Source organism: Streptomyces sp. NPDC053665 (assembly GCF_055585285.1).
On sequence record NZ_JBVJKK010000003.1, the window covers coordinates 193,817 to 214,945 of the forward strand.

The following is a 21,129-nucleotide window of genomic DNA, read 5'->3' on the forward strand; positions in this document are numbered from 1 at the left end:
CGCCCCCGGCGCTGCGCCGGTGCCGGTGGCCGACACGCCGTCCTGGGTGGGGACGCACCGGTGCCGGAACGGGGTGTTCGGCGCATCATGGAAGGACTTGGGCCCCGGGGAGGTGCTCCGTGTCGCAGCCGCACTATCCGGCCTGGCAGCCCTGGCAGGGCGCCGGCGGACCGTCGACCATGCTCGCCTCGCACGCCGACCGGGAGCGGGCCGTGGACGTGCTCAGAGCCGGGTACGGCGAGGGGCGGATGGAGCGCGAGGAGTTCGAGAAGCGGGTCGCACGGGCCTACGGGGCCCGCACGGTGGGGGAGCTGGCGCTGCTCGTCGCCGATCTGCCGCAGGGGCCGCTGGCGCAGCCGGCCGGCGTCATGCCCGTGCCGCGCACGTTCGTGGCCGCGCCGCGGCCGCGGACGAACGGGAAGGCGGTCGCGGCCGGCGTGTGCGGGCTGTTGTGCGTGCCTACGATGGGTCTGACCGGCATCCCGGCGGTCGTGCTCGGGCACGTGGCGCGGGCCGAGATCCGCAGCCGCGGTGAGCTGGGGGAGGGGCTGGCGCTGACCGGGATCGTGCTGGGGTGGTTGTCCACGGCAGGCTGGGCACTCGTCCTGGTGTTGCTCACGGTGGTCTCCGCCCTGGCGGCCTGACGGGTCCGCCGGGTCGACCGTCCGCCGTCGAATTGAAGATCGTCGAGGGCCGAGGGTCTTGACATGCTCCGCATGGCGATGCGGGCGGTGCCCATTTGTTTTGACCGCAGCGAATGCGGTAGGTACGCTCAGACCTTGTGCCTGGGGTGTGCCCTGGCTCTCGTGCGTGCCATCAACCGCACAGCGAGCTGACACCGGCCACCGCAATCCGCGCTTGATCCCGCCTGGCGGCAGGGGTCCGCGGGATGCGACACACCCGACCGCGTGGGTCGGCGACGTTCCAGGTTAGCTTCACCAATCGGCACACAGAAACCGGAGAAGTAGTGCCTACGATCCAGCAGCTGGTCCGCAAGGGCCGGCAGGACAAGGTCGAGAAGAACAAGACGCCCGCACTCGAGGGTTCCCCTCAGCGTCGCGGCGTCTGCACGCGTGTGTTCACGACCACCCCGAAGAAGCCGAACTCGGCCCTGCGTAAGGTCGCGCGTGTGCGTCTGACCAGCGGGATCGAGGTCACTGCTTACATTCCGGGTGAGGGACACAACCTGCAGGAGCACTCCATCGTGCTCGTGCGCGGCGGCCGTGTGAAGGACCTGCCGGGTGTTCGCTACAAGATCATCCGCGGCTCGCTCGACACCCAGGGTGTCAAGAACCGCAAGCAGGCCCGCAGCCGCTACGGCGCCAAGAAGGAGAAGTAAGAATGCCTCGTAAGGGCCCCGCCCCGAAGCGCCCGGTCATCATCGACCCGGTCTACGGTTCTCCTCTGGTGACGTCGCTCATCAACAAGGTGCTGCTGAACGGCAAGCGCTCCACCGCCGAGCGCATCGTCTACGGTGCCATGGAGGGTCTGCGTGAGAAGACGGGCAACGACCCGATCATCACGCTGAAGCGCGCGCTGGAGAACATCAAGCCGACCCTCGAGGTCAAGTCCCGCCGTGTCGGTGGTGCGACGTACCAGGTTCCGATCGAGGTCAAGCCCGGTCGCGCCAACACGCTCGCGCTGCGCTGGCTGGTCGGTTACTCCCGCGCCCGTCGCGAGAAGACCATGACCGAGCGTCTGCTCAACGAGCTTCTCGACGCCTCCAACGGCCTCGGTGCCGCTGTGAAGAAGCGCGAGGACACCCACAAGATGGCCGAGTCCAACAAGGCCTTCGCGCACTACCGCTGGTAGTCGCTACCCACATCGAGACCGAGAGAAGACTGAAGCCTTATGGCTACCACTTCACTTGACCTGGCCAAGGTCCGCAACATCGGGATCATGGCCCACATCGACGCGGGCAAGACGACCACCACCGAGCGGATCCTGTTCTACACCGGTGTGTCTTACAAGATCGGTGAGGTCCACGACGGCGCTGCCACCATGGACTGGATGGAGCAGGAGCAGGAGCGTGGCATCACGATCACGTCTGCTGCGACCACCTGTCACTGGCCGCTCGAGGACAACGACTACACCATCAACATCATCGACACCCCGGGTCACGTCGACTTCACCGTCGAGGTGGAGCGCTCCCTGCGCGTGCTCGACGGTGCCGTGACGGTGTTCGACGGTGTCGCCGGTGTGGAGCCGCAGTCCGAGACGGTGTGGCGTCAGGCGGACCGCTACGGCGTGCCGCGTATCTGCTTCGTCAACAAGCTGGACCGTACCGGCGCCGAGTTCCACCGCTGCGTGGACATGATCTCGGACCGCCTGGGCGCGCAGCCGCTGGTCATGCAGCTGCCGATCGGTGCGGAGGCGGACTTCAAGGGCGTCATCGACCTCGTGACGATGAAGGCCCTGGTCTGGTCGGCCGAGGCGACCAAGGGCGAGATGTACGACACCGTCGACATCCCGGACACCCACGCCGAGGCTGCCGAGGAGTACCGCGGCAAGCTGCTCGAGGCCGTCGCCGAGAACGACGAAGAGCTGATGGAGCTGTACCTGGAGGGCACCGAGCCCACCGTGGAGCAGCTCTACGCCGCGATCCGTCGCATCACCATCGCGTCCGGCAAGGGCGACGGCGTCACCGTCACCCCCGTCTTCTGCGGCACCGCGTTCAAGAACAAGGGCGTCCAGCCCCTGCTCGACGCGGTCGTGCGTTACCTGCCCACCCCGCTCGACGTCGAGGCCATCGAGGGCCACGACGTCAAGGACCCGGAGCAGGTCATCTCCCGCAAGCCGTCGGAGGACGAGCCCCTCGCGGCGCTGGCGTTCAAGATCATGAGCGACCCGCACCTCGGCAAGCTCACCTTCGTCCGCGTGTACTCCGGCCGTCTGGAGTCCGGCACCCAGGTGCTGAACTCCGTGAAGGGCAAGAAGGAGCGCATCGGCAAGATCTACCGCATGCACGCCAACAAGCGTGAGGAGATCGAGTCGGTGGGCGCCGGCGACATCGTCGCCGTCATGGGCCTGAAGCAGACCACCACCGGTGAGACGCTGTCCGACGACAAGAACCCGGTGATCCTGGAGTCCATGGACTTCCCGGCGCCGGTCATCCAGGTCGCCATCGAGCCCAAGTCGAAGGGCGACCAGGAGAAGCTCGGCGTCGCGATCCAGCGCCTGGCCGAGGAGGACCCGTCGTTCCAGGTCCACTCGGACGAGGAGACCGGCCAGACCATCATCGGCGGTATGGGCGAGCTGCACCTCGAGGTGCTGGTCGACCGCATGCGCCGTGAGTTCAAGGTCGAGGCCAACGTCGGCAAGCCGCAGGTCGCCTACCGCGAGACGATCCGCAAGGCCGTCGAGAAGGTCGAGTTCACCCACAAGAAGCAGACGGGTGGTACCGGCCAGTTCGCTCGCGTCATCATCGCGATCGAGCCGATCGAGGGCGGCGACGCCTCGTACGAGTTCATCAACAAGGTGACCGGTGGCCGTGTGCCGAAGGAGTACATCCCTTCGGTGGACGCCGGTGCGCAGGAGGCCATGCAGTTCGGCATCCTCGCCGGCTACGAGATGACCGGCGTCCGCGTGACGCTGCTCGACGGTGCCTACCACGAGGTGGACTCCTCCGAGCTCGCGTTCAAGATCGCCGGTTCGCAGGCCTTCAAGGAGGCCGCGCGCAAGGCCAGCCCCGTACTGCTCGAGCCGATGATGGCCGTCGAGGTCACCACGCCCGAGGACTACATGGGTGAGGTCATCGGCGACATCAACTCCCGCCGTGGCCAGATCCAGGCCATGGAGGAGCGGGCCGGTGCCCGCGTCGTGAAGGGCCTCGTGCCCCTCTCGGAGATGTTCGGTTACGTCGGCGACCTGCGCAGCAAGACGTCCGGCCGTGCGAGCTACTCCATGCAGTTCGACTCCTACGCCGAGGTTCCCCGGAACGTCGCCGAGGAGATCATCGCGAAGGCCAAGGGCGAGTAACGCACCGCGTCTACACGCCGTAGGCTTGACTCCGGAGCCTTGAGGGGCATTCCGCCGCAATCGTGGTGAGAATGCCCCGAGGCCCGGGCTTTCCAGCAAAGATCACCTGGCGCCGATGAAGTAAGGCGTACCAGAACCACTCCCAGGAGGACCCCAGTGGCGAAGGCGAAGTTCGAGCGGACTAAGCCGCACGTCAACATCGGCACCATCGGTCACATCGACCACGGTAAGACGACCCTCACGGCCGCCATTACCAAGGTGCTGCACGACGCGTACCCGGACCTGAACGAGGCCTCGGCCTTCGACCAGATCGACAAGGCTCCTGAGGAGCGCCAGCGCGGTATCACCATCTCCATCGCGCACGTCGAGTACCAGACCGAGACGCGTCACTACGCCCACGTCGACTGCCCCGGTCACGCGGACTACATCAAGAACATGATCACGGGTGCCGCGCAGATGGACGGCGCCATCCTCGTGGTCGCCGCCACCGACGGCCCGATGCCGCAGACCAAGGAGCACGTGCTCCTGGCCCGCCAGGTCGGCGTTCCGTACATCGTCGTCGCCCTGAACAAGGCCGACATGGTGGACGACGAGGAGATCCTGGAGCTCGTCGAGCTCGAGGTCCGTGAGCTCCTCTCCGAGTACGAGTTCCCGGGCGACGACCTGCCGGTCGTCAAGGTCTCGGCGCTCAAGGCCCTCGAGGGCGACAAGGAGTGGGGCAACTCCGTCCTCGAGCTCATGAAGGCCGTGGACGAGAACATCCCGCAGCCCGAGCGTGACGTCGACAAGCCGTTCCTCATGCCGATCGAGGACGTCTTCACGATCACCGGTCGCGGTACGGTCGTCACCGGCCGTATCGAGCGTGGTGTCCTGAAGGTCAACGAGACCGTCGACATCGTGGGCATCAAGCAGGAGAAGACCACCACCACGGTCACCGGCATCGAGATGTTCCGCAAGCTGCTCGACGAGGGCCAGGCCGGTGAGAACGTCGGTCTGCTCCTCCGTGGCATCAAGCGCGAGGACGTCGAGCGCGGCCAGGTCATCATCAAGCCGGGCTCGGTCACCCCGCACACCGAGTTCGAGGCGCAGGCCTACATCCTGTCCAAGGACGAGGGTGGCCGCCACACGCCGTTCTTCAACAACTACCGCCCGCAGTTCTACTTCCGCACGACGGACGTGACCGGCGTGGTGACCCTCCCCGAGGGCACCGAGATGGTCATGCCGGGTGACAACACCGAGATGAAGGTGGAGCTCATCCAGCCCGTCGCCATGGAAGAGGGCCTGAAGTTCGCCATCCGCGAGGGTGGCCGGACCGTGGGCGCCGGCCAGGTCACCAAGATCAACAAGTAAGTCCCCGGACTGACTTGAGGGTCCACTGACCTGAGTGGCTCGAAGGGGCCCGTACGACTTCGGTCGTACGGGCCCCTTTGCCGTGTCCGGCGGGTGCCGGTGCTGGTGCTGGTGCGGGGGTCGGGAAGGTCAGAAGGTCAGCCGAGCGTCCACTTCTGGTTGGCGGCGCCGGTGCACGTCCAGGTCTGCAACGGGGTGCCGTCGGCCGCGGAGTTGCCCTTGGCGTCCAGGCACTTGTCCGCGCCGACGTTGACCAGGTCCCGCGCGGCCGTGTGGACCCACTGCTGGGCCTTGGTGCCGTTGCAGGTGTAGAGCTGGACCGCCGCCCCGTCGGCGGTGGAGCCGCCGCGCACGTCGAGGCACTTGCCGAGGGCGCGTACGGTGCCGTCGCCGCCGAGGGTCCACTTCTGGGCGTCGACCCCGGTGCAGTCGTGCAGCTGGACGGGCGTCCCGTCGGCGGTCGAGGCGCCGGCGACGTCGGCGCACATGCCGCCGATGCCCTTGAGGGCACCGGTCGCGCCGCCGGAGCCGCCCTGCGCCCCGTCGGACGTCGAGACGCGGACGTAGTCCACGGTCATCGTCTGCGGGAAGCGGGTGTTCGCGTCCGGGCTGCCGGGCCAGTTGCCGCCGACGGCGAGGTTGAGGATCAGGAAGAACGGGTGGTCGTAGACCCACCTCTTGCCGCCCAGGTCGGCCGGCGTCCGGGTCTGGTACGTCTGTCCGTCGACGGACCAGGTGATCTTCCCCGGGGTCCAGTCGACGGCGAAGACGTGGAAGTCGTCGGCGAAGGCCCGGCCGCCCGGGAGCGTGTACGCCGCGCCGATGCCGCCGCTTCCGGAGTAGCCGGGGCCGTGCAGGGTGCCGTGGACGGCGCCGGGCTCGTAGCCGACGTTCTCCATGATGTCGATCTCGCCGCTGTCCGGCCATCCGGCACTGCCCAGGTCGTTGCCGAGCATCCAGAACGCCGGCCACATGCCCTGGCCGCGGGGCACCTTGATGCGGGCCTCGAAGTGCCCGTACGCCTGCGTGAAGGTCCGGGCGGTGTTGAGGCGGGCGGAGGTGTACTGGCAGCTGCCGTACCAGCACTGGAGTCCGGGGTCGGTGTTCTTGCGGGCGGTGATGACGAGGTTGCCCTGGCCGTCGAGGGCAACGTTGTCGCGACGGTTCGTGTAGTACTGGAGCTCGTTGTTGCCGTTGCCCGAGCCGCCGGTCTCCACGGTCCACTTGGCCGGGTCCGGGGCGCTCCCGGCGGCACCGTCGAACTCGTCCGACCAGGTCGCCGCGGTGGTCGCCGCGTCGGCCCGGCCGGCGGAGGGGCCGACCGCGGTCAGGGTGAAGGCGGCGGCGACGGAGGCGCAGACCAGCGGGACGAGCCCGCCGAGCGTCCACCGGCGTGTGCGATGAGCAGCCATGGCTGAACACACCTTGTCTGTGGGGGATGGGGGGAGTGGGCCGACGCTGCCGGCCGTGCAGGGATGCTACGAACGGTTCACCGCACAACCAACTGCCCGTTTGGTCCGGCAACACCGCCTGAACTGCGACGAGTTGGCGCCGGTCGATCGCCCTCCGCTTGGCTTAAGGCCTGCTTAAGGCTGTGTTAGGGATGCGGGTACCGCTCAGAGGTCGAGTTCCGCCCAGACCGTCTTGCGGGGTGGGAGCCCGCGGGCGACACCCCAGCGGTCGGCCAGCGCGTCGACCAGGAGCAGACCGCGGCCCGACTCGGCCTCGGCGTCGACGGGTGGGCTCTGCGGCAGCCGGTCACCGCGCGTGTCCGTCACCTCGATGCGCAGGGTGCGGCCGACGACGTAGAGCAGCAGGCCGAAGTCGCGCCCCGCGACCCGGCCGTGCGTGGCGGCGTTGGCGGCCAGTTCGGCGACGACCTGCGCGGCCCGGTCCGACGGCAGCCCCCAGGTGCGCAGCTGCTCGGTCGCGAGGAGGCGCGCGAGGCGGGCGCCGCGCGGAGTGGGGGAGAGCCGGAGGTCGAAGTGGCGCAGGGGCGTGCCGGGCCGGGCTTCGGTCGAGTTGTGCTTCACGGCCCTCAGCGTGGCCGTCCCCGCGTACCGTGAACAGTGACTCAGCGGGTGCGTACGGTCACTGTCCGGAGCTTGTCCGGCGGTGTCCGGGCTGTCGGCACCGGGCGCGCGGGTAGGGCGCCGGGGCGGGGGTCGTACGACGGAAGGGTGGGCGATGACGGCCGAGGCGGCGGACACGGGGCGGCTCAGCACCGAGGGGGACGAGCCCGGGTGGGAGGTCGACCCCGACGACGAGTGGGGTGTCGCGGTGATCGCCACGGTGGGGCGGCAGTTGAAGCTGCGCCGGGAGGGGGCGGGCATGCGGGCCGCCGCGTTCGGCACGGCGGTCGGCTACGGCGAGGACATGGTCTACAAGGTCGAGGGCGGCAAGCGGATCCCCCGGCAGGACTACCTCGTCCGGGCCGACGAGGTGCTCGGGGCGGGCGGGCTGATCGCGGCGACCTGGGAGGACGTCAAACGGGTCCGCTATCCCAGGAGGGTGCGGGAACTGGCCAAGCTGGAGGAGCAGGCCGTGGAGATCGGGGTGTACGAGTGCATCAGCGTCGCCGGGCTGTTGCAGACCCCGGAGCACGCGCGCGCCCTGTTCGAGTCGTGGCAACCGGCGTACTCGCCTGACGAGGTGGAGCGGCTGGTGGCGGCCCGCATGGCTCGGCAGGCCGTGCTCGAACGGTCGCCGGCTCCGTCGTTCAGCTTCGTCCAGGAGGAGGCCACGCTGAGGCGCCCGGTCGGGGGCACAATGGTCTGGCGTCGGCAGCTCGAACGTCTGCTGGAGGTGGGGCAGTTGCGCCATGTCAGGCTCCAGGTGATGCCGACGAGCAGCGAGGCGCACCCGGGCCTGAACGGCAGGATCGAGGTGCTGAAGTTCGCGGACGGCACTGCGGTCGGACGCTCCGACGGCGCTTTCAGCGGCCGGCCGAGCACGGAAGCGAAGCAGGTCCGCATCCTGGAGCTGCGCTATGGCACCATCCGGGCGCAGGCCCTTCCGCCACGCGAGTCGCTGGCCTTCATCGAGCAACTGCTGGGAGAGACATGATCGGCACCGCTGAACCGGCGTGGTTCAAGAGCAGCTACAGCAGTGGCCCCGACGGCGATTCCTGCGTCGAGATCGCGATAGCCCCCGGTACCGTCCACGTCCGGGACTCCAAGCACGCGCAGGGCGATCGGCTGGGCCTCTCCGCCGCGGCCTGGGTCGGATTCCTGGCCGGGGTGCCGCACCTGGAGCGCCCCGGCCGCTGACGCACCGGCCCCGCGGTTTGAGTTACGTCACTCCCGGGGTACTCTCTCCGGCTCGATTAGCGTCGGGCCTGCCCCATATGGCAGACTGTCGGAGTTGCTCGGTCGAGTGTTGATGCTGCGCGCCTCCCGCCGGGAGGACCGGAAGCGAGTCCCACAGTACTCGTCGCCCTAACTGCCTCACGGCAGCGCTGGGGCGGACGTACGGGAATCTTCCGGGAAGTGTATGCGCGGCACCGGCCAGGCACCCGGTGGGCCTTCGCCCCCGGCCTGCGGTTCCGGAAGGGCCGTGTGCATTCCCAGCAGGGATGTTCGAACAAGGGACATCTGTGTCAGCGGGAGCGCGACACGCCCGACCGCGTGGGTCGGAGGAACGAAGGCAGCAGAAGGAATCCGCCGGGTTCCAGAGCGTAAGAGAGACAGGACTACTGAGTAGCCATGGCGGGACAGAAGATCCGCATCCGGCTCAAGGCCTACGACCACGAGGTCATCGACTCCTCGGCGAAGAAGATCGTCGAGACGGTGACTCGCACTGGTGCGTCGGTCGCGGGCCCGGTGCCGCTGCCCACTGAGAAGAACGTGTACTGCGTCATCAAGTCGCCGCACAAGTACAAGGACTCGCGCGAGCACTTCGAGATGCGCACGCACAAGCGCCTGATCGACATCCTCGACCCCACCCCCAAGACCGTTGACTCTCTGATGCGACTCGACCTCCCGGCCGGTGTCGACATCGAGATCAAGCTCTGAGGCCGGTGATCTGAGAGATGGCTAAGCAGATCAAGGGCATCCTGGGCGAGAAGCTCGGCATGACGCAGGTGTGGGACGCGAACAACCGCGTCGTCCCGGTCACCGTCGTCAAGGCCGGCCCGAACGTCGTCACCCAGGTCCGTACGAACGATGTCGACGGCTACGAGTCCGTCCAGATCGCTTTCGGCGACATCGACCCGCGCAAGGTGAACAAGCCCCTCAAGGGCCACTTCTCCAAGGCCGACGTCACCCCCCGTCGCCACCTCGTCGAGATCCGCACCGCGGACGCCTCCGAGTACACGCTGGGCCAGGAGATCACCGCTGAGGTGTTCGAGGCCGGCGTGAAGGTCGACGTGACCGGCAAGAGCAAGGGCAAGGGCTTCGCCGGTGTCATGAAGCGCCACAACTTCCGTGGCCTCGGCGCCGGACACGGCACCCAGCGCAAGCACCGCTCCCCCGGTTCCATCGGTGGCTGCGCCACCCCGGGCCGTGTGTTCAAGGGCCTCCGCATGGCGGGTCGCATGGGCAACGAGCGGGTCACCACCCAGAACCTGACCGTCCACGCCGTTGACGCGGAGAAGGGTCTGCTGCTCATCAAGGGCGCGGTTCCCGGTCCGAACGGCGGCCTCGTCCTGGTCCGCACCGCGGCCAAGGGGGCCTGAGGTAATGAGCACTGTTGACATCCTTTCGCCGGCGGGCGACAAGGCCGGTTCCGTCGAGCTCCCCGCGGAGATCTTCGGCGTTGAGAAGGTCAGCATCCCGCTGATCCACCAGGTCGTCGTCGCACAGCTGGCCGCTGCCCGTCAGGGCACGCACAAGACCAAGACCCGTGGCGAGGTCCGCGGCGGTGGCAAGAAGCCGTACCGCCAGAAGGGCACCGGTCGCGCCCGTCAGGGTTCGACCCGCGCGCCGCAGTTCGCCGGTGGTGGCGTCGTGCACGGTCCCGTGCCGCGTGACTACTCGCAGCGGACCCCGAAGAAGATGAAGGCTGCCGCCCTGCGTCACGCCCTCACCGACCGGGCCCGCCACAACCGCATCCACGTCGTCTCCGGCGTCGTCGAGGGCGAGAGCCCGTCGACGAAGGCCGCCCGGACGCTGTTCGGCAAGATCTCGGAGCGCAAGAACCTGCTCCTGGTCGTCGACCGCGCCGACGAGGCCGCGTGGCTGTCCGCCCGCAACCTGCCCCAGGTCCACATCCTGGAGCCGGGCCAGCTGAACACGTACGACGTTCTCGTCTCGGACGACGTGGTCTTCACCAAGGCCGCTTTCGAGTCCTTCGTGTCCGGCCCGAAGGCCACTGACACCGAAGGGAGCGAGGCCTGATGGCCATCCGTCACCCCGCTATCGCCTCCAAGGCCGCGAAGAAGGCCAAGGCCGCTCGCGTCGCCAAGGCGCGTCGCCACGCGACCGAGGGCAAGAACACCGTCGAGACCCCGCTGAGCAAGTCCTTCACGGACCCCCGTGACGTGCTGCTCAAGCCGGTCGTCTCCGAGAAGAGCTACGCGCTCCTCGACGAGGGCAAGTACACGTTCATCGTCGACCCGAGCGCCAACAAGACCCAGATCAAGCAGGCCGTCCAGGCGGTCTTCTCGGTCAAGGTCACCGGGGTCAACACGATCAACCGCCAGGGCAAGCGCAAGCGGACCCGCACCGGCTTCGGCCAGCGTGCGTCCACCAAGCGCGCGATCGTGACCCTCGCCGAGGGCGACCGTATCGACATCTTCGGCGGTCCGACCGCGTAAGCGGGTCGGATCGTCCGATATCGGACGAGGACTGAGAAATGGGAATCCGCAAGTACAAGCCGACTACGCCGGGCCGTCGCGGCTCCAGCGTCGCCGACTTCGTCGAGGTCACGCGGTCCACGCCGGAGAAGTCGTTGGTCCGCCCCCTGCACAGCAAGGGTGGCCGTAACAACTCCGGTCGTGTGACCGTCCGCCACCAGGGTGGTGGCCACAAGCGCGCCTACCGCGTGATCGACTTCCGTCGTCACGACAAGGACGGCGTGCCGGCGAAGGTCGCGCACATCGAGTACGACCCCAACCGCACCGCGCGCATCGCGCTGCTGCACTACGCCGACGGCGAGAAGCGCTACATCCTCGCCCCGCGCAACCTGCAGCAGGGTGACCGCGTCGAGAACGGTCCCGGGGCCGACATCAAGCCGGGCAACAACCTGGCCCTCCGCAACATCCCGGTCGGTACCACGATCCACGCGATCGAGCTCCGTCCCGGTGGCGGTGCCAAGTTCGCCCGCTCCGCCGGTGCCTCCGTGCAGCTGCTCGCGAAGGAGGGCCAGATGGCCCACCTGCGCATGCCGTCCGGTGAGATCCGCCTGGTCGACGTCCGCTGCCGCGCCACCATCGGCGAGGTCGGCAACGCCGAGCAGAGCAACATCAACTGGGGCAAGGCGGGCCGTAAGCGGTGGCTGGGCGTTCGCCCGACCGTCCGTGGTGTGGTCATGAACCCGGTTGACCACCCGCACGGTGGTGGTGAGGGCCGGACCTCCGGTGGTCGCCACCCTGTGTCCCCGTGGGGCAAGAAGGAAGGCCGTACTCGTTCGCCCAAGAAGGCGTCGAACAAGTACATCGTCCGCCGCCGCAAGACGAACAAGAAGCGCTAAGGACGGGTTGAGATGCCTCGTAGCTTGAAGAAGGGGCCCTTCGTCGACGACCACCTGATGAAGAAGGTGGACGCCCAGAACGAAGCCGGCACCAAGAACGTCATCAAGACCTGGTCCCGTCGCTCGATGATCGTGCCGGCCATGCTCGGCCACACGCTCGCGGTGCACAACGGCAAGACCCACATCCCGGTGTTTGTCACCGAGTCGATGGTCGGCCACAAGCTCGGCGAGTTCTCGCCGACCCGCACCTTCCGGGGCCACGTCAAGGACGACCGGAAGTCGAAGCGCCGCTAGTCGGCGGGGTGCAATCGACCATGACAGACACTGAAGGGACAACCATGGAAGCCAGGGCCCAGGCGCGGTACATCCGCGTCACGCCCATGAAGGCCCGCCGCGTGGTGGACCTCATCCGTGGCATGAGCGCCACGGAGGCTCAGGCGGTCCTGCGTTTCGCCCCGCAGGCCGCGAGCCAGCCGGTGGGCAAGGTGCTGGACAGCGCCATCGCCAACGCCGCGCACAACTACGACCACACCGATGTCGACAGCCTCTTCGTCTCCGAGGCCTACGTCGACGAGGGCCCGACCCTGAAGCGGTTCCGTCCGCGCGCCCAGGGCCGTGCCTACCGGATCCGCAAGCGGACCAGCCACATCACCGTGGTCGTCAGCAGCAAGGAAGGAACCCGGTAATGGGCCAGAAGGTAAACCCGCACGGGTTCCGGCTCGGTGTCACGACCGACTTCAAGTCGCGTTGGTACGCCGACAAGCTGTACAAGGACTACGTCAAGGAAGACGTCGCCATCCGTCGGATGATGACGTCCGGCATGGAGCGCGCCGGCATCTCCAAGGTCGAGATCGAGCGCACCCGTGACCGCGTGCGTGTGGACATCCACACCGCTCGTCCGGGCATCGTCATCGGCCGCCGCGGCGCCGAGGCCGACCGCATCCGCGGTGACCTCGAGAAGCTCACCGGCAAGCAGGTCCAGCTGAACATCCTCGAGGTCAAGAACCCCGAGACCGATGCTCAGCTGGTCGCCCAGGCCGTCGCCGAGCAGCTCTCCTCCCGCGTCTCCTTCCGCCGTGCCATGCGCAAGAGCATGCAGTCGGCGATGAAGGCCGGCGCCAAGGGCATCAAGATCCAGTGCGGTGGCCGCCTCGGTGGCGCCGAGATGTCCCGCTCGGAGTTCTACCGCGAGGGCCGCGTGCCCCTGCACACGCTCCGCGCGAACGTGGACTACGGCTTCTTCGAGGCCAAGACGACCTTCGGCCGCATCGGTGTGAAGGTCTGGATCTACAAGGGCGACGTCAAGAACATCGCCGAGGTCCGCGCCGAGAACGCCGCCGCCCGTGCGGGCAACCGCCCGGCCCGCGGTGGCAACGACCGCCCGGCCCGTGGTGGCCGTGGTGGCGAGCGGCGCGGTCGCAAGCCGCAGCAGGCTGCCGGCGCCGAGGCCCCCAAGGCCGAGGCTCCCGCCGCCGCTCCGGCTGAGAGCACCGGAACGGAGGCCTGACCGTCATGCTGATCCCCCGTAGGGTCAAGCACCGCAAGCAGCACCACCCCAAGCGCAGTGGTATGGCCAAGGGTGGTACTCAGGTCGCGTTCGGCGAGTACGGCATCCAGGCGCTGACCCCGGCCTACGTGACGAACCGCCAGATCGAGGCGGCTCGTATCGCGATGACCCGCCACATCAAGCGTGGCGGCAAGGTCTGGATCAACATTTACCCGGACCGCCCCCTCACCAAGAAGCCCGCCGAGACCCGCATGGGTTCCGGTAAGGGTTCTCCTGAGTGGTGGATCGCCAACGTCAAGCCCGGACGTGTGATGTTCGAGCTGTCGTACCCCAACGAGAAGATCGCGCGCGAGGCCCTGACCCGTGCGGCTCACAAGCTGCCGATGAAGTGCAAGATCGTCAAGCGCGAGGCAGGTGAAGCGTGATGTCGGCCGGTACCAAGGCGTCGGAGCTGCGCGAGCTGGGCAACGAGGAGCTTCTCAACAAGCTCCGCGAGGCCAAGGAAGAGCTGTTCAACCTCCGCTTCCAGGCGGCGACGGGTCAGCTCGAGAACCACGGTCGGCTCAAGGCCGTCCGCAAGGACATCGCGCGGATCTACACCCTGATGCGTGAGCGCGAGCTGGGCATCGAGACGGTGGAGAGCGCCTGATGAGCGAGAGCAACGTGACTGAAGAGACCAAGACGGACCGCGGTTTCCGCAAGACCCGTGAGGGTCTGGTCGTCAGCGACAAGATGGACAAGACCGTCGTCGTCGCCGTCGAGGACCGCGTCAAGCACGCGCTGTACGGCAAGGTCATCCGCCGTACGAACAAGCTCAAGGCCCACGACGAGCAGAACGCCGCGGGTGTCGGCGACCGCGTCCTCCTCATGGAGACCCGGCCGCTGTCCGCGACCAAGCGCTGGCGCGTCGTCGAGATCCTCGAGAAGGCCAAGTAATCCCTCCTAGGGGGACCCCCTAGGCATCGTTCCGCCAGGCTCGGGGCGGGTGCACGCTGTGCACCCGCCCCGGGAACCGGCAGACAATCAGGAGATAGACGTGATCCAGCAGGAGTCGCGACTGCGTGTCGCCGACAACACTGGTGCGAAGGAGATCCTTTGCATCCGTGTGCTCGGTGGCTCCGGTCGCCGCTACGCGGGTATCGGTGACGTCATCGTCGCCACCGTCAAGGACGCGATCCCCGGTGGCAACGTGAAGAAGGGTGACGTCGTCAAGGCGGTCATCGTTCGCACCGTCAAGGAGCGCCGCCGCCCGGACGGCTCGTACATCCGCTTCGACGAGAACGCCGCCGTCATTCTGAAGAACGACGGCGACCCTCGCGGCACCCGTATCTTCGGCCCGGTCGGCCGTGAGCTGCGCGAGAAGAAGTTCATGAAGATCATCTCCCTCGCGCCGGAGGTGCTGTGAGCATGAAGATCAAGAAGGGCGACCTGGTCCAGGTCATCACCGGTAAGGACAAGGGCAAGCAGGGCAAGGTCATCGCGGCCTTCCCCCGCGAGGACCGCGTCCTGGTCGAGGGTGTCAACCGGGTCAAGAAGCACACCAAGGCCGGTCCGACGGCTCGCGGTTCGCAGGCCGGCGGCATCGTCACCACCGAGGCGCCGATCCACGTCTCCAACGTCCAGCTGGTCGTGGAGAAGGACGGCAACAAGGTCGTGACCCGCGTCGGTTACCGCTTCGACGACGAAGGCAACAAGATCCGCGTTGCCAAGCGGACGGGTGAGGACATCTGATGGCTACCACCACCACTCCGCGTCTGAAGCAGAAGTACCGTGAGGAGATCACGGGCAAGCTGCGTGACGAGTTCAAGTACGAGAACGTCATGCAGATCCCCGGTCTCGTCAAGATCGTGGTCAACATGGGTGTGGGCGACGCCGCCCGCGACTCCAAGCTGATCGAGGGTGCCATCAAGGACCTCACCACGATCACCGGTCAGAAGCCGGCCGTCACCAAGGCCCGCAAGTCCATCGCGCAGTTCAAGCTGCGCGAGGGCCAGCCGATCGGTGCCCACGTCACGCTTCGTGGCGACCGCATGTGGGAGTTCCTGGACCGCACCCTGTCGCTCGCGCTGCCGCGCATCCGCGACTTCCGCGGCCTGTCCCCCAAGCAGTTCGACGGCCGTGGCAACTACACCTTCGGTCTCACGGAGCAGGTCATGTTCCACGAGATCGACCAGGACAAGATCGACCGCACCCGGGGTATGGACATCACCGTGGTGACCACGGCGACCAACGACGCTGAGGGCCGCGCGCTCCTTCGTCACCTCGGCTTCCCCTTCAAGGAGGCGTGAGCGAGATGGCGAAGAAGGCTCTGATCGCGAAGGCTGCCCGCAAGCCCAAGTTCGGCGTGCGTGCGTACACCCGCTGCCAGCGCTGCGGTCGTCCGCACTCCGTGTACCGCAAGTTCGGCCTGTGCCGCGTGTGCCTTCGTGAGATGGCTCACCGTGGCGAGCTGCCGGGCGTGACCAAGAGCTCCTGGTAATCCCCCCAATCAGGGATTAGCAGGACTCTCGGTAAGCAACCGGGGCGGCAGGACGCCCAGCCCGCATGCCTTAGGCTTGTGGGGTTGGGCGTCTGCCGCCGCCCTTACGACTTACTACGCCGTAGGTCCACCGCGCCGCACCCGTCCCGTCTCGGATCGGGGAGAGGGATGGCGCATCAGGAAACCCCGGCGAGAGAGGCCGAAGGCCAATTCATGACCATGACTGATCCGATCGCAGACATGCTTACGCGTCTGCGGAACGCGAACTCGGCATACCACGACACCGTGGCGATGCCGCACTCGAAGATCAAGTCGCACATCGCGGAGATCCTCCAGCAGGAGGGCTTCATCACGGGCTGGAAGGTCGAGGACGCCGAGGTCGGCAAGAACCTCGTCCTGGAGCTGAAGTTCGGCCCCAACCGTGAGCGCTCCATCGCGGGCATCAAGCGGATCTCCAAGCCCGGTCTCCGGGTGTACGCGAAGTCCACCAACCTGCCCAAGGTGCTGGGCGGCCTCGGCGTGGCCATCATCTCCACGTCGCACGGGCTCCTCACCGACAAGCAGGCCGGCAAGAAGGGCGTGGGTGGGGAAGTCCTCGCCTACGTCTGGTAGCGGAAGGGAACGGAGGAAACAGCTATGTCGCGTATTGGCAAGCTCCCCATCACGGTTCCCGCCGGCGTGGACGTCACCATCGACGGCCGTACGGTCTCGGTCAAGGGCCCCAAGGGCACGCTGACCCACACCGTTGTCGCGCCGATCGACATCGCCAAGGGTGAGGACGGCGTTCTGAACGTCACCCGCCCCAACGACGAGCGTCAGAGCAAGGCCCTGCACGGCCTGTCCCGCACGCTGGTGGCGAACATGATCACCGGCGTGACCCAGGGTTACGTGAAGAAGCTCGAAATCAGCGGTGTCGGTTACCGCGTGACGGCCAAGGGCTCGAACCTCGAGTTCGCGCTCGGCTACAGCCACCCGATCACCGTCGAGGCGCCCGAGGGCATCACCTTCAAGGTGGAGACCCCGACCCGCTTCTCGGTCGAGGGCATCGACAAGCAGAAGGTCGGCGAGGTTGCGGCCAACATCCGCAAGCTGCGCAAGCCCGACCCGTACAAGGCCAAGGGCGTCAAGTACGAGGGCGAAGTCATCCGCCGCAAGGTCGGAAAGGCGGGTAAGTAAGCCATGGCATACGGACAGAAGATCCTCAAGGGCGACGCCTACAAGCGCGCCGCGATCAAGCGCCGCCACATCCGGATCCGTAAGCACATCAACGGTACGGCGGAGCGTCCCCGTCTGGTCGTTACCCGCTCGAACCGCCACATCGTGGCCCAGGTGATCGACGACATCAAGGGTCACACCCTGGCGTCGGCGTCCACCCTGGACACCTCGATCCGCGGTGGCGAGGGCGACAAGTCCGCGCAGGCCAAGCAGGTCGGCGCCCTGGTCGCCGAGCGCGCCAAGGCCGCCGGTGTCGAGGCCGTCGTGTTCGACCGTGGTGGTAACCAGTACGCGGGGCGCATCGCCGCCCTGGCGGACGCCGCCCGCGAGGCCGGACTCAAGTTCTGAGTCGGTTCCGTAGCTAGCGGAAACAGAGAGAGGTAATTCCAATGGCTGGACCCCAGCGCCGCGGTGGCGGTGCCGGTGGCGGCGAGCGGCGGGACCGGAAGGGCCGTGACGGCGGCGCTGCTGCCGCCGAGAAGACCGCGTACGTTGAGCGCGTCGTCGCGATCAACCGCGTCGCCAAGGTTGTGAAGGGTGGTCGTCGCTTCAGCTTCACCGCGCTGGTCGTGGTGGGCGACGGTGACGGCACCGTGGGTGTCGGATACGGCAAGGCCAAGGAGGTGCCGGCCGCCATCGCCAAGGGTGTTGAGGAGGCCAAGAAGCACTTCTTCAAGGTCCCCCGCATCCAGGGCACCATCCCGCACCCCATCCAGGGTGAGAAGGCTGCCGGCGTCGTGCTCCTGAAGCCCGCGTCGCCCGGTACCGGTGTTATCGCCGGTGGTCCGGTGCGTGCCGTGCTCGAGTGCGCCGGTATCCACGACGTGCTGTCGAAGTCGCTCGGCTCCGACAACGCGATCAACATCGTGCACGCGACCGTGGAGGCCCTGAAGGGCCTGCAGCGTCCCGAGGAGATCGCGGCCCGCCGCGGTCTGCCGCTCGAGGACGTCGCCCCCGCGGCTCTGCTGCGTGCGCGTGCCGGGGCGGGTGCGTAATCATGGCGCAGCTCAAGATTACGCAGGTCAAGTCCTACATCGGCAGCAAGCAGAACCACCGTGACACCCTGCGTTCCCTTGGTCTCAAGGGCATCAACACGCAGGTCGTCAAGGAGGATCGTCCCGAGTTCCGCGGCATGGTGCACACCGTCCGCCACCTCGTGACGGTCGAGGAGGTCGACTGATCATGGCGGAGCAGAACCCGCTCAAGATCCACAACCTCCGTCCCGCCCCGGGCGCCAAGACCGCCAAGACCCGTGTGGGTCGTGGTGAGGCGTCGAAGGGTAAGACGGCCGGTCGTGGTACCAAGGGCACGAAGGCCCGTTACCAGGTTCCGGAGCGCTTCGAGGGTGGCCAGATGCCCCTCCACATGCGCCTCCCGAAGCTGAAGGGCTTCAAGAACCCGTTCAAGACCGAGTACCAGGTCGTGAACCTCGACAAGCTGGCCGCCCTGTACCCCGAGGGTGGCGAGGTCACCGTCGAGGGTCTGGTGGCCAAGGGTGCCGTTCGCAAGAACGCGCTCGTCAAGGTGCTCGGCCAGGGCGAGGTCTCCGTGGCGCTGCAGGTGACGGTCGACGCCGTCTCCGGCTCCGCCAAGGAGAAGATCACCGCCGCCGGCGGTACCGTCACCGAGCTCGTCTGACCATCACAGGCGTCTCGATGACCTGAACGATCCCGACCGGGGATACCCCACAAATGGGGTATCCCCGGTTGGTCGTTCCTAGGGCGGCAGTCCCGCCGGTAAGGTGGCCTGCACTGCCCTCTTCTCACGGGGTGCTGCACTTCCGGCACTCCGAGCGGCAGTTGACCGTTACCCATGTCGTAGTTCCATTGGACTCTCAAGACCGTCACCCTTGACGCAGTTGCGCGGGGGTCGCAGGAGGCACCGTGCTCACCGCGTTCGCCCGGGCGTTCAAGACGCCCGACCTGCGCAAGAAGCTGCTCTTCACGCTCGGCATCATCGTGGTCTACCGGGTCGGTACGCACATCCCGATCCCAGGCGTCGACTACCGGAACGTCCAGACCTGCATCGACAACGCCCAGGCCAACCAAGGTCTCTTCGGGCTCGTCAACATGTTCAGCGGCGGCGCGCTGCTGCAGATCACGATCTTCGCCCTGGGCATCATGCCGTACATCACGGCGAGCATCATCCTGCAGCTGCTGACCGTGGTGATCCCGCGTCTGGAAGCCCTGAAGAAGGAGGGCCAGGCCGGGACGGCGAAGATCACGCAGTACACGCGTTACCTGACGATCGCCCTCGCCATCCTGCAGGGCACCGGTCTCGTCGCCACCGCCCGCAGCGGCGCGCTGTTCCAGAACTGCCCGGTGGCCAGCCAGATCGTCCCCGACCAGTCGATCTTCGTCACCATCACCATGGTCATCACGATGACCGCCGGCACGGCCGCCGTGATGTGGCTCGGTGAGCTCATCACCGACCGCGGCATCGGCAACGGCATGTCGATCCTGATGTTCATCTCGATCGCCGCCACCTTCCCGTCCGCGCTGTGGGCCATCAAGCAGGAGGGCTCCCTGGCCGGCGGGTGGATCGAGTTCGGCACGGTCATCCTGGTCGGCTTCGCGATGGTCGGCCTGGTGGTCTTCGTCGAGCAGGCCCAGCGCCGCATCCCGGTGCAGTACGCCAAGCGCATGATCGGCCGTCGCTCCTACGGCGGCACGTCCACCTACATCCCGCTCAAGGTGAACCAGGCGGGTGTGATCCCCGTCATCTTCGCCTCGTCGCTGCTCTACATCCCGGCGCTGATCGCTCAGTTCGCCGGAGGGACCTCGGGCTGGAAGACCTGGATCGAGCAACACTTCGTCAAGGGCGACCACCCGTACTACATCGTCACGTACTTCCTGCTGATCGTCTTCTTCGCCTTCTTCTACGTCGCGATCTCGTTCAACCCCGAGGAAGTCGCCGACAACATGAAGAAGTATGGTGGCTTCATCCCGGGCATCCGGGCTGGCCGACCGACCGCTGAGTACCTGAGCTACGTACTCAACCGGATCACCTGGCCGGGTTCGCTGTACTTGGGACTGATCGCTCTCGTGCCGACGATGGCGTTGGCGGGTTTCGGGGCAAACCAGAACTTCCCGTTCGGCGGGACCAGCATCCTGATCATCGTGGGTGTCGGTCTCGAGACGGTGAAGCAGATCGAGAGCCAGCTCCAGCAGCGCAATTACGAAGGGTTCCTCCGCTGATGCGAATCGTCCTCGTCGGGCCGCCGGGTGCCGGTAAGGGAACGCAGGCCGCGTTCCTGGCCAAGAACCTGTCGATCCCGCACATCTCCACGGGCGACCTGTTCCGCGCCAACATCAGCCGGCAGACGGAGCTCGGCAAGCTGGCGAAGTCCTACATGGACGCGGGCAATCTCGTCCCCGACGAGGTCACCATCGCGATGGCGAAGGACCGCATGGAGCAGCCGGACGCCGAGAACGGCTTCCTGCTGGACGGCTTCCCGCGCAACGTCTCGCAGGCCGAGGCGCTCGACGAGCTGCTCGAGCGCGAGAGCATGCAGCTCGACGCGGTGCTCGACCTCGAGGTCCCCGAGGACGAGGTCGTCAAGCGGATCGCCGGCCGGCGCATCTGCCGCAACGACTCCTCGCACGTCTTCCACGTGACGTACAAGCAGCCGGCCAAGGACGGCGTCTGCGACGTCTGCGGCGGCGAGCTGTACCAGCGCGACGACGACTCCGAGGAGACCGTCCGCACGCGCCTGGAGGTCTACCACACCCAGACCGAGCCGATCATCGACTACTACAAGGCCCAGGGCCTGGTGGTCACGATCTCCGCGCTCGGCAAGGTGGAGGACGTCACCGCGCGCGCCATGGAGGCGCTCAAGCGCGGCGGGGACGACGCGTAGTCGTCACCGCACAGCCGGCCGCGGTTCCCCCCGGGGGGCCGCGGCCGCTGCGTGGGCAGGCCGGTCGCGCGGCCCCGTATCGTTGAAGGCGTCCGACAGCCGCCGTAGGTC

At 67.2% G+C, this 21,129-nt stretch carries 32 protein-coding genes; 30 read left to right on the forward strand and 2 right to left on the reverse strand.

Features of this window, described 5'->3' with window-relative positions; all coding sequences use genetic code 11:
• Nucleotides 1-119: 119 nt before the first annotated feature.
• The 5 genes from ACZ6ZN_RS13810 to tuf all read left to right on the forward strand — a co-directional run bounded on the left by ACZ6ZN_RS13810 (nucleotide 120) and on the right by tuf (nucleotide 5,328).
• Nucleotides 120-644, forward strand: a complete 525-nt coding sequence (locus tag ACZ6ZN_RS13810; RefSeq protein ID WP_398107047.1) for a DUF1707 and DUF4190 domain-containing protein — start codon at nucleotides 120-122, stop codon at nucleotides 642-644.
• Between the two features lie 323 nt (nucleotides 645-967).
• On the forward strand, nucleotides 968-1,339 hold the full coding sequence (gene rpsL, locus ACZ6ZN_RS13815) for a 30S ribosomal protein S12 (protein ID WP_003948652.1): 372 nt from the start codon (nucleotides 968-970) through the stop codon (nucleotides 1,337-1,339).
• Between the two features lie 2 nt (nucleotides 1,340-1,341).
• On the forward strand, nucleotides 1,342-1,812 hold the full coding sequence (rpsG, locus tag ACZ6ZN_RS13820) for a 30S ribosomal protein S7 (RefSeq protein WP_003992340.1): 471 nt from the start codon (nucleotides 1,342-1,344) through the stop codon (nucleotides 1,810-1,812).
• Between the two features lie 39 nt (nucleotides 1,813-1,851).
• Complete coding sequence (gene fusA / locus ACZ6ZN_RS13825) at nucleotides 1,852-3,978, forward strand: elongation factor G (protein WP_398107046.1); 2,127 nt, start codon at nucleotides 1,852-1,854, stop codon at nucleotides 3,976-3,978.
• Between the two features lie 156 nt (nucleotides 3,979-4,134).
• Nucleotides 4,135-5,328, forward strand: a complete 1,194-nt coding sequence (tuf, locus tag ACZ6ZN_RS13830; RefSeq protein WP_030839706.1) for an elongation factor Tu — start codon at nucleotides 4,135-4,137, stop codon at nucleotides 5,326-5,328.
• 137 nt (nucleotides 5,329-5,465) lie between these two features.
• On the opposite strand, the gene ACZ6ZN_RS13835 is transcribed toward tuf, so the two are convergent.
• Both ACZ6ZN_RS13835 and ACZ6ZN_RS13840 read right to left on the reverse strand, forming a co-directional pair.
• Entirely contained in the window at nucleotides 5,466-6,740 is a 1,275-nt protein-coding gene (locus ACZ6ZN_RS13835; protein ID WP_469646007.1) for a family 16 glycosylhydrolase, read from the reverse strand.
• A 204-nt stretch (nucleotides 6,741-6,944) separates the two neighbouring features.
• Nucleotides 6,945-7,361 (reverse strand): ATP-binding protein, encoded by a 417-nt coding sequence (locus ACZ6ZN_RS13840; RefSeq protein ID WP_469646010.1) that lies wholly within the window; start codon nucleotides 7,359-7,361, stop codon nucleotides 6,945-6,947.
• Between the two features lie 154 nt (nucleotides 7,362-7,515).
• Between ACZ6ZN_RS13840 and ACZ6ZN_RS13845 the strand changes: the two genes are divergently transcribed.
• The 25 genes from ACZ6ZN_RS13845 (at nucleotide 7,516) to ACZ6ZN_RS13965 (ending at nucleotide 21,018) form a co-directional block, all read left to right on the forward strand.
• Nucleotides 7,516-8,394 (forward strand): helix-turn-helix domain-containing protein, encoded by an 879-nt coding sequence (locus ACZ6ZN_RS13845; protein WP_469646012.1) that lies wholly within the window; start codon nucleotides 7,516-7,518, stop codon nucleotides 8,392-8,394.
• Nucleotides 8,391-8,597, forward strand: coding sequence for a DUF397 domain-containing protein (locus tag ACZ6ZN_RS13850; RefSeq protein WP_469646015.1), 207 nt, complete (start codon nucleotides 8,391-8,393; stop codon nucleotides 8,595-8,597). The genes ACZ6ZN_RS13845 and ACZ6ZN_RS13850 overlap by 4 nt, the downstream gene beginning before the upstream one ends.
• A 435-nt stretch (nucleotides 8,598-9,032) precedes the next feature.
• A complete protein-coding gene (rpsJ, locus tag ACZ6ZN_RS13855) occupies nucleotides 9,033-9,341 on the forward strand; it encodes a 30S ribosomal protein S10 (protein ID WP_003948644.1) in 309 nt (102 codons plus the stop codon).
• A gap of 17 nt (nucleotides 9,342-9,358) precedes the next feature.
• Complete coding sequence (rplC, locus tag ACZ6ZN_RS13860) at nucleotides 9,359-10,003, forward strand: 50S ribosomal protein L3 (protein WP_369195972.1); 645 nt, start codon at nucleotides 9,359-9,361, stop codon at nucleotides 10,001-10,003.
• A gap of 4 nt (nucleotides 10,004-10,007) precedes the next feature.
• Nucleotides 10,008-10,664 (forward strand): 50S ribosomal protein L4, encoded by a 657-nt coding sequence (rplD, locus tag ACZ6ZN_RS13865; RefSeq protein WP_398107041.1) that lies wholly within the window; start codon nucleotides 10,008-10,010, stop codon nucleotides 10,662-10,664.
• Nucleotides 10,664-11,083, forward strand: coding sequence for a 50S ribosomal protein L23 (rplW, locus tag ACZ6ZN_RS13870; protein ID WP_333932837.1), 420 nt, complete (start codon nucleotides 10,664-10,666; stop codon nucleotides 11,081-11,083). Before rplD ends, rplW begins: the two co-directional genes overlap by 1 nt.
• Nucleotides 11,084-11,121: 38 nt before the next feature.
• Nucleotides 11,122-11,958 carry a 50S ribosomal protein L2 gene (rplB, locus tag ACZ6ZN_RS13875; RefSeq protein ID WP_369195974.1) on the forward strand — a complete coding sequence of 279 codons (837 nt, stop codon included), beginning with the start codon at nucleotides 11,122-11,124 and terminating at the stop codon, nucleotides 11,956-11,958.
• Nucleotides 11,959-11,970: 12 nt separating this feature from the next.
• Nucleotides 11,971-12,252, forward strand: a complete 282-nt coding sequence (gene rpsS, locus ACZ6ZN_RS13880) for a 30S ribosomal protein S19 (protein WP_053759516.1) — start codon at nucleotides 11,971-11,973, stop codon at nucleotides 12,250-12,252.
• 44 nt (nucleotides 12,253-12,296) lie between these two features.
• Entirely contained in the window at nucleotides 12,297-12,644 is a 348-nt protein-coding gene (rplV, locus tag ACZ6ZN_RS13885) for a 50S ribosomal protein L22 (protein WP_033308966.1), read from the forward strand.
• Nucleotides 12,644-13,465, forward strand: a complete 822-nt coding sequence (gene rpsC / locus ACZ6ZN_RS13890) for a 30S ribosomal protein S3 (protein ID WP_369195975.1) — start codon at nucleotides 12,644-12,646, stop codon at nucleotides 13,463-13,465. Before rplV ends, rpsC begins: the two co-directional genes overlap by 1 nt.
• Nucleotides 13,466-13,470: 5 nt before the next feature.
• A complete protein-coding gene (gene rplP, locus ACZ6ZN_RS13895; RefSeq protein WP_255954215.1) occupies nucleotides 13,471-13,890 on the forward strand; it encodes a 50S ribosomal protein L16 in 420 nt (139 codons plus the stop codon).
• Nucleotides 13,890-14,114 carry a 50S ribosomal protein L29 gene (rpmC, locus tag ACZ6ZN_RS13900; protein WP_010036720.1) on the forward strand — a complete coding sequence of 75 codons (225 nt, stop codon included), beginning with the start codon at nucleotides 13,890-13,892 and terminating at the stop codon, nucleotides 14,112-14,114. Before rplP ends, rpmC begins: the two co-directional genes overlap by 1 nt.
• On the forward strand, nucleotides 14,114-14,401 hold the full coding sequence (gene rpsQ / locus ACZ6ZN_RS13905) for a 30S ribosomal protein S17 (protein WP_010036717.1): 288 nt from the start codon (nucleotides 14,114-14,116) through the stop codon (nucleotides 14,399-14,401). Before rpmC ends, rpsQ begins: the two co-directional genes overlap by 1 nt.
• A gap of 100 nt (nucleotides 14,402-14,501) precedes the next feature.
• Complete coding sequence (gene rplN / locus ACZ6ZN_RS13910) at nucleotides 14,502-14,870, forward strand: 50S ribosomal protein L14 (protein WP_003998823.1); 369 nt, start codon at nucleotides 14,502-14,504, stop codon at nucleotides 14,868-14,870.
• 2 nt (nucleotides 14,871-14,872) lie between these two features.
• Nucleotides 14,873-15,196: a 50S ribosomal protein L24 gene (gene rplX, locus ACZ6ZN_RS13915; protein WP_003992365.1), complete on the forward strand. Its 324-nt coding sequence runs from the start codon at nucleotides 14,873-14,875 to the stop codon at nucleotides 15,194-15,196.
• Nucleotides 15,196-15,753 carry a 50S ribosomal protein L5 gene (gene rplE / locus ACZ6ZN_RS13920; RefSeq protein WP_333932834.1) on the forward strand — a complete coding sequence of 186 codons (558 nt, stop codon included), beginning with the start codon at nucleotides 15,196-15,198 and terminating at the stop codon, nucleotides 15,751-15,753. Before rplX ends, rplE begins: the two co-directional genes overlap by 1 nt.
• Nucleotides 15,754-15,758: 5 nt before the next feature.
• Entirely contained in the window at nucleotides 15,759-15,944 is a 186-nt protein-coding gene (locus tag ACZ6ZN_RS13925) for a type Z 30S ribosomal protein S14 (protein WP_003956452.1), read from the forward strand.
• 213 nt (nucleotides 15,945-16,157) lie between these two features.
• Nucleotides 16,158-16,556, forward strand: a complete 399-nt coding sequence (rpsH, locus tag ACZ6ZN_RS13930; protein WP_015658459.1) for a 30S ribosomal protein S8 — start codon at nucleotides 16,158-16,160, stop codon at nucleotides 16,554-16,556.
• Between the two features lie 24 nt (nucleotides 16,557-16,580).
• Nucleotides 16,581-17,120 carry a 50S ribosomal protein L6 gene (gene rplF / locus ACZ6ZN_RS13935; RefSeq protein ID WP_333932833.1) on the forward strand — a complete coding sequence of 180 codons (540 nt, stop codon included), beginning with the start codon at nucleotides 16,581-16,583 and terminating at the stop codon, nucleotides 17,118-17,120.
• A gap of 3 nt (nucleotides 17,121-17,123) precedes the next feature.
• Nucleotides 17,124-17,507 carry a 50S ribosomal protein L18 gene (gene rplR / locus ACZ6ZN_RS13940; RefSeq protein WP_007494754.1) on the forward strand — a complete coding sequence of 128 codons (384 nt, stop codon included), beginning with the start codon at nucleotides 17,124-17,126 and terminating at the stop codon, nucleotides 17,505-17,507.
• A 41-nt stretch (nucleotides 17,508-17,548) separates the two neighbouring features.
• Nucleotides 17,549-18,154 carry a 30S ribosomal protein S5 gene (gene rpsE, locus ACZ6ZN_RS13945; protein WP_009190144.1) on the forward strand — a complete coding sequence of 202 codons (606 nt, stop codon included), beginning with the start codon at nucleotides 17,549-17,551 and terminating at the stop codon, nucleotides 18,152-18,154.
• A 2-nt stretch (nucleotides 18,155-18,156) separates the two neighbouring features.
• Entirely contained in the window at nucleotides 18,157-18,339 is a 183-nt protein-coding gene (rpmD, locus tag ACZ6ZN_RS13950) for a 50S ribosomal protein L30 (RefSeq protein WP_003974250.1), read from the forward strand.
• 2 nt (nucleotides 18,340-18,341) lie between these two features.
• Nucleotides 18,342-18,797 (forward strand): 50S ribosomal protein L15, encoded by a 456-nt coding sequence (gene rplO / locus ACZ6ZN_RS13955; protein WP_030233862.1) that lies wholly within the window; start codon nucleotides 18,342-18,344, stop codon nucleotides 18,795-18,797.
• A gap of 245 nt (nucleotides 18,798-19,042) precedes the next feature.
• Entirely contained in the window at nucleotides 19,043-20,356 is a 1,314-nt protein-coding gene (gene secY / locus ACZ6ZN_RS13960; protein WP_398107040.1) for a preprotein translocase subunit SecY, read from the forward strand.
• Entirely contained in the window at nucleotides 20,356-21,018 is a 663-nt protein-coding gene (locus ACZ6ZN_RS13965; RefSeq protein WP_398107039.1) for an adenylate kinase, read from the forward strand. Before secY ends, ACZ6ZN_RS13965 begins: the two co-directional genes overlap by 1 nt.
• Nucleotides 21,019-21,129: the final 111 nt, after the last annotated feature.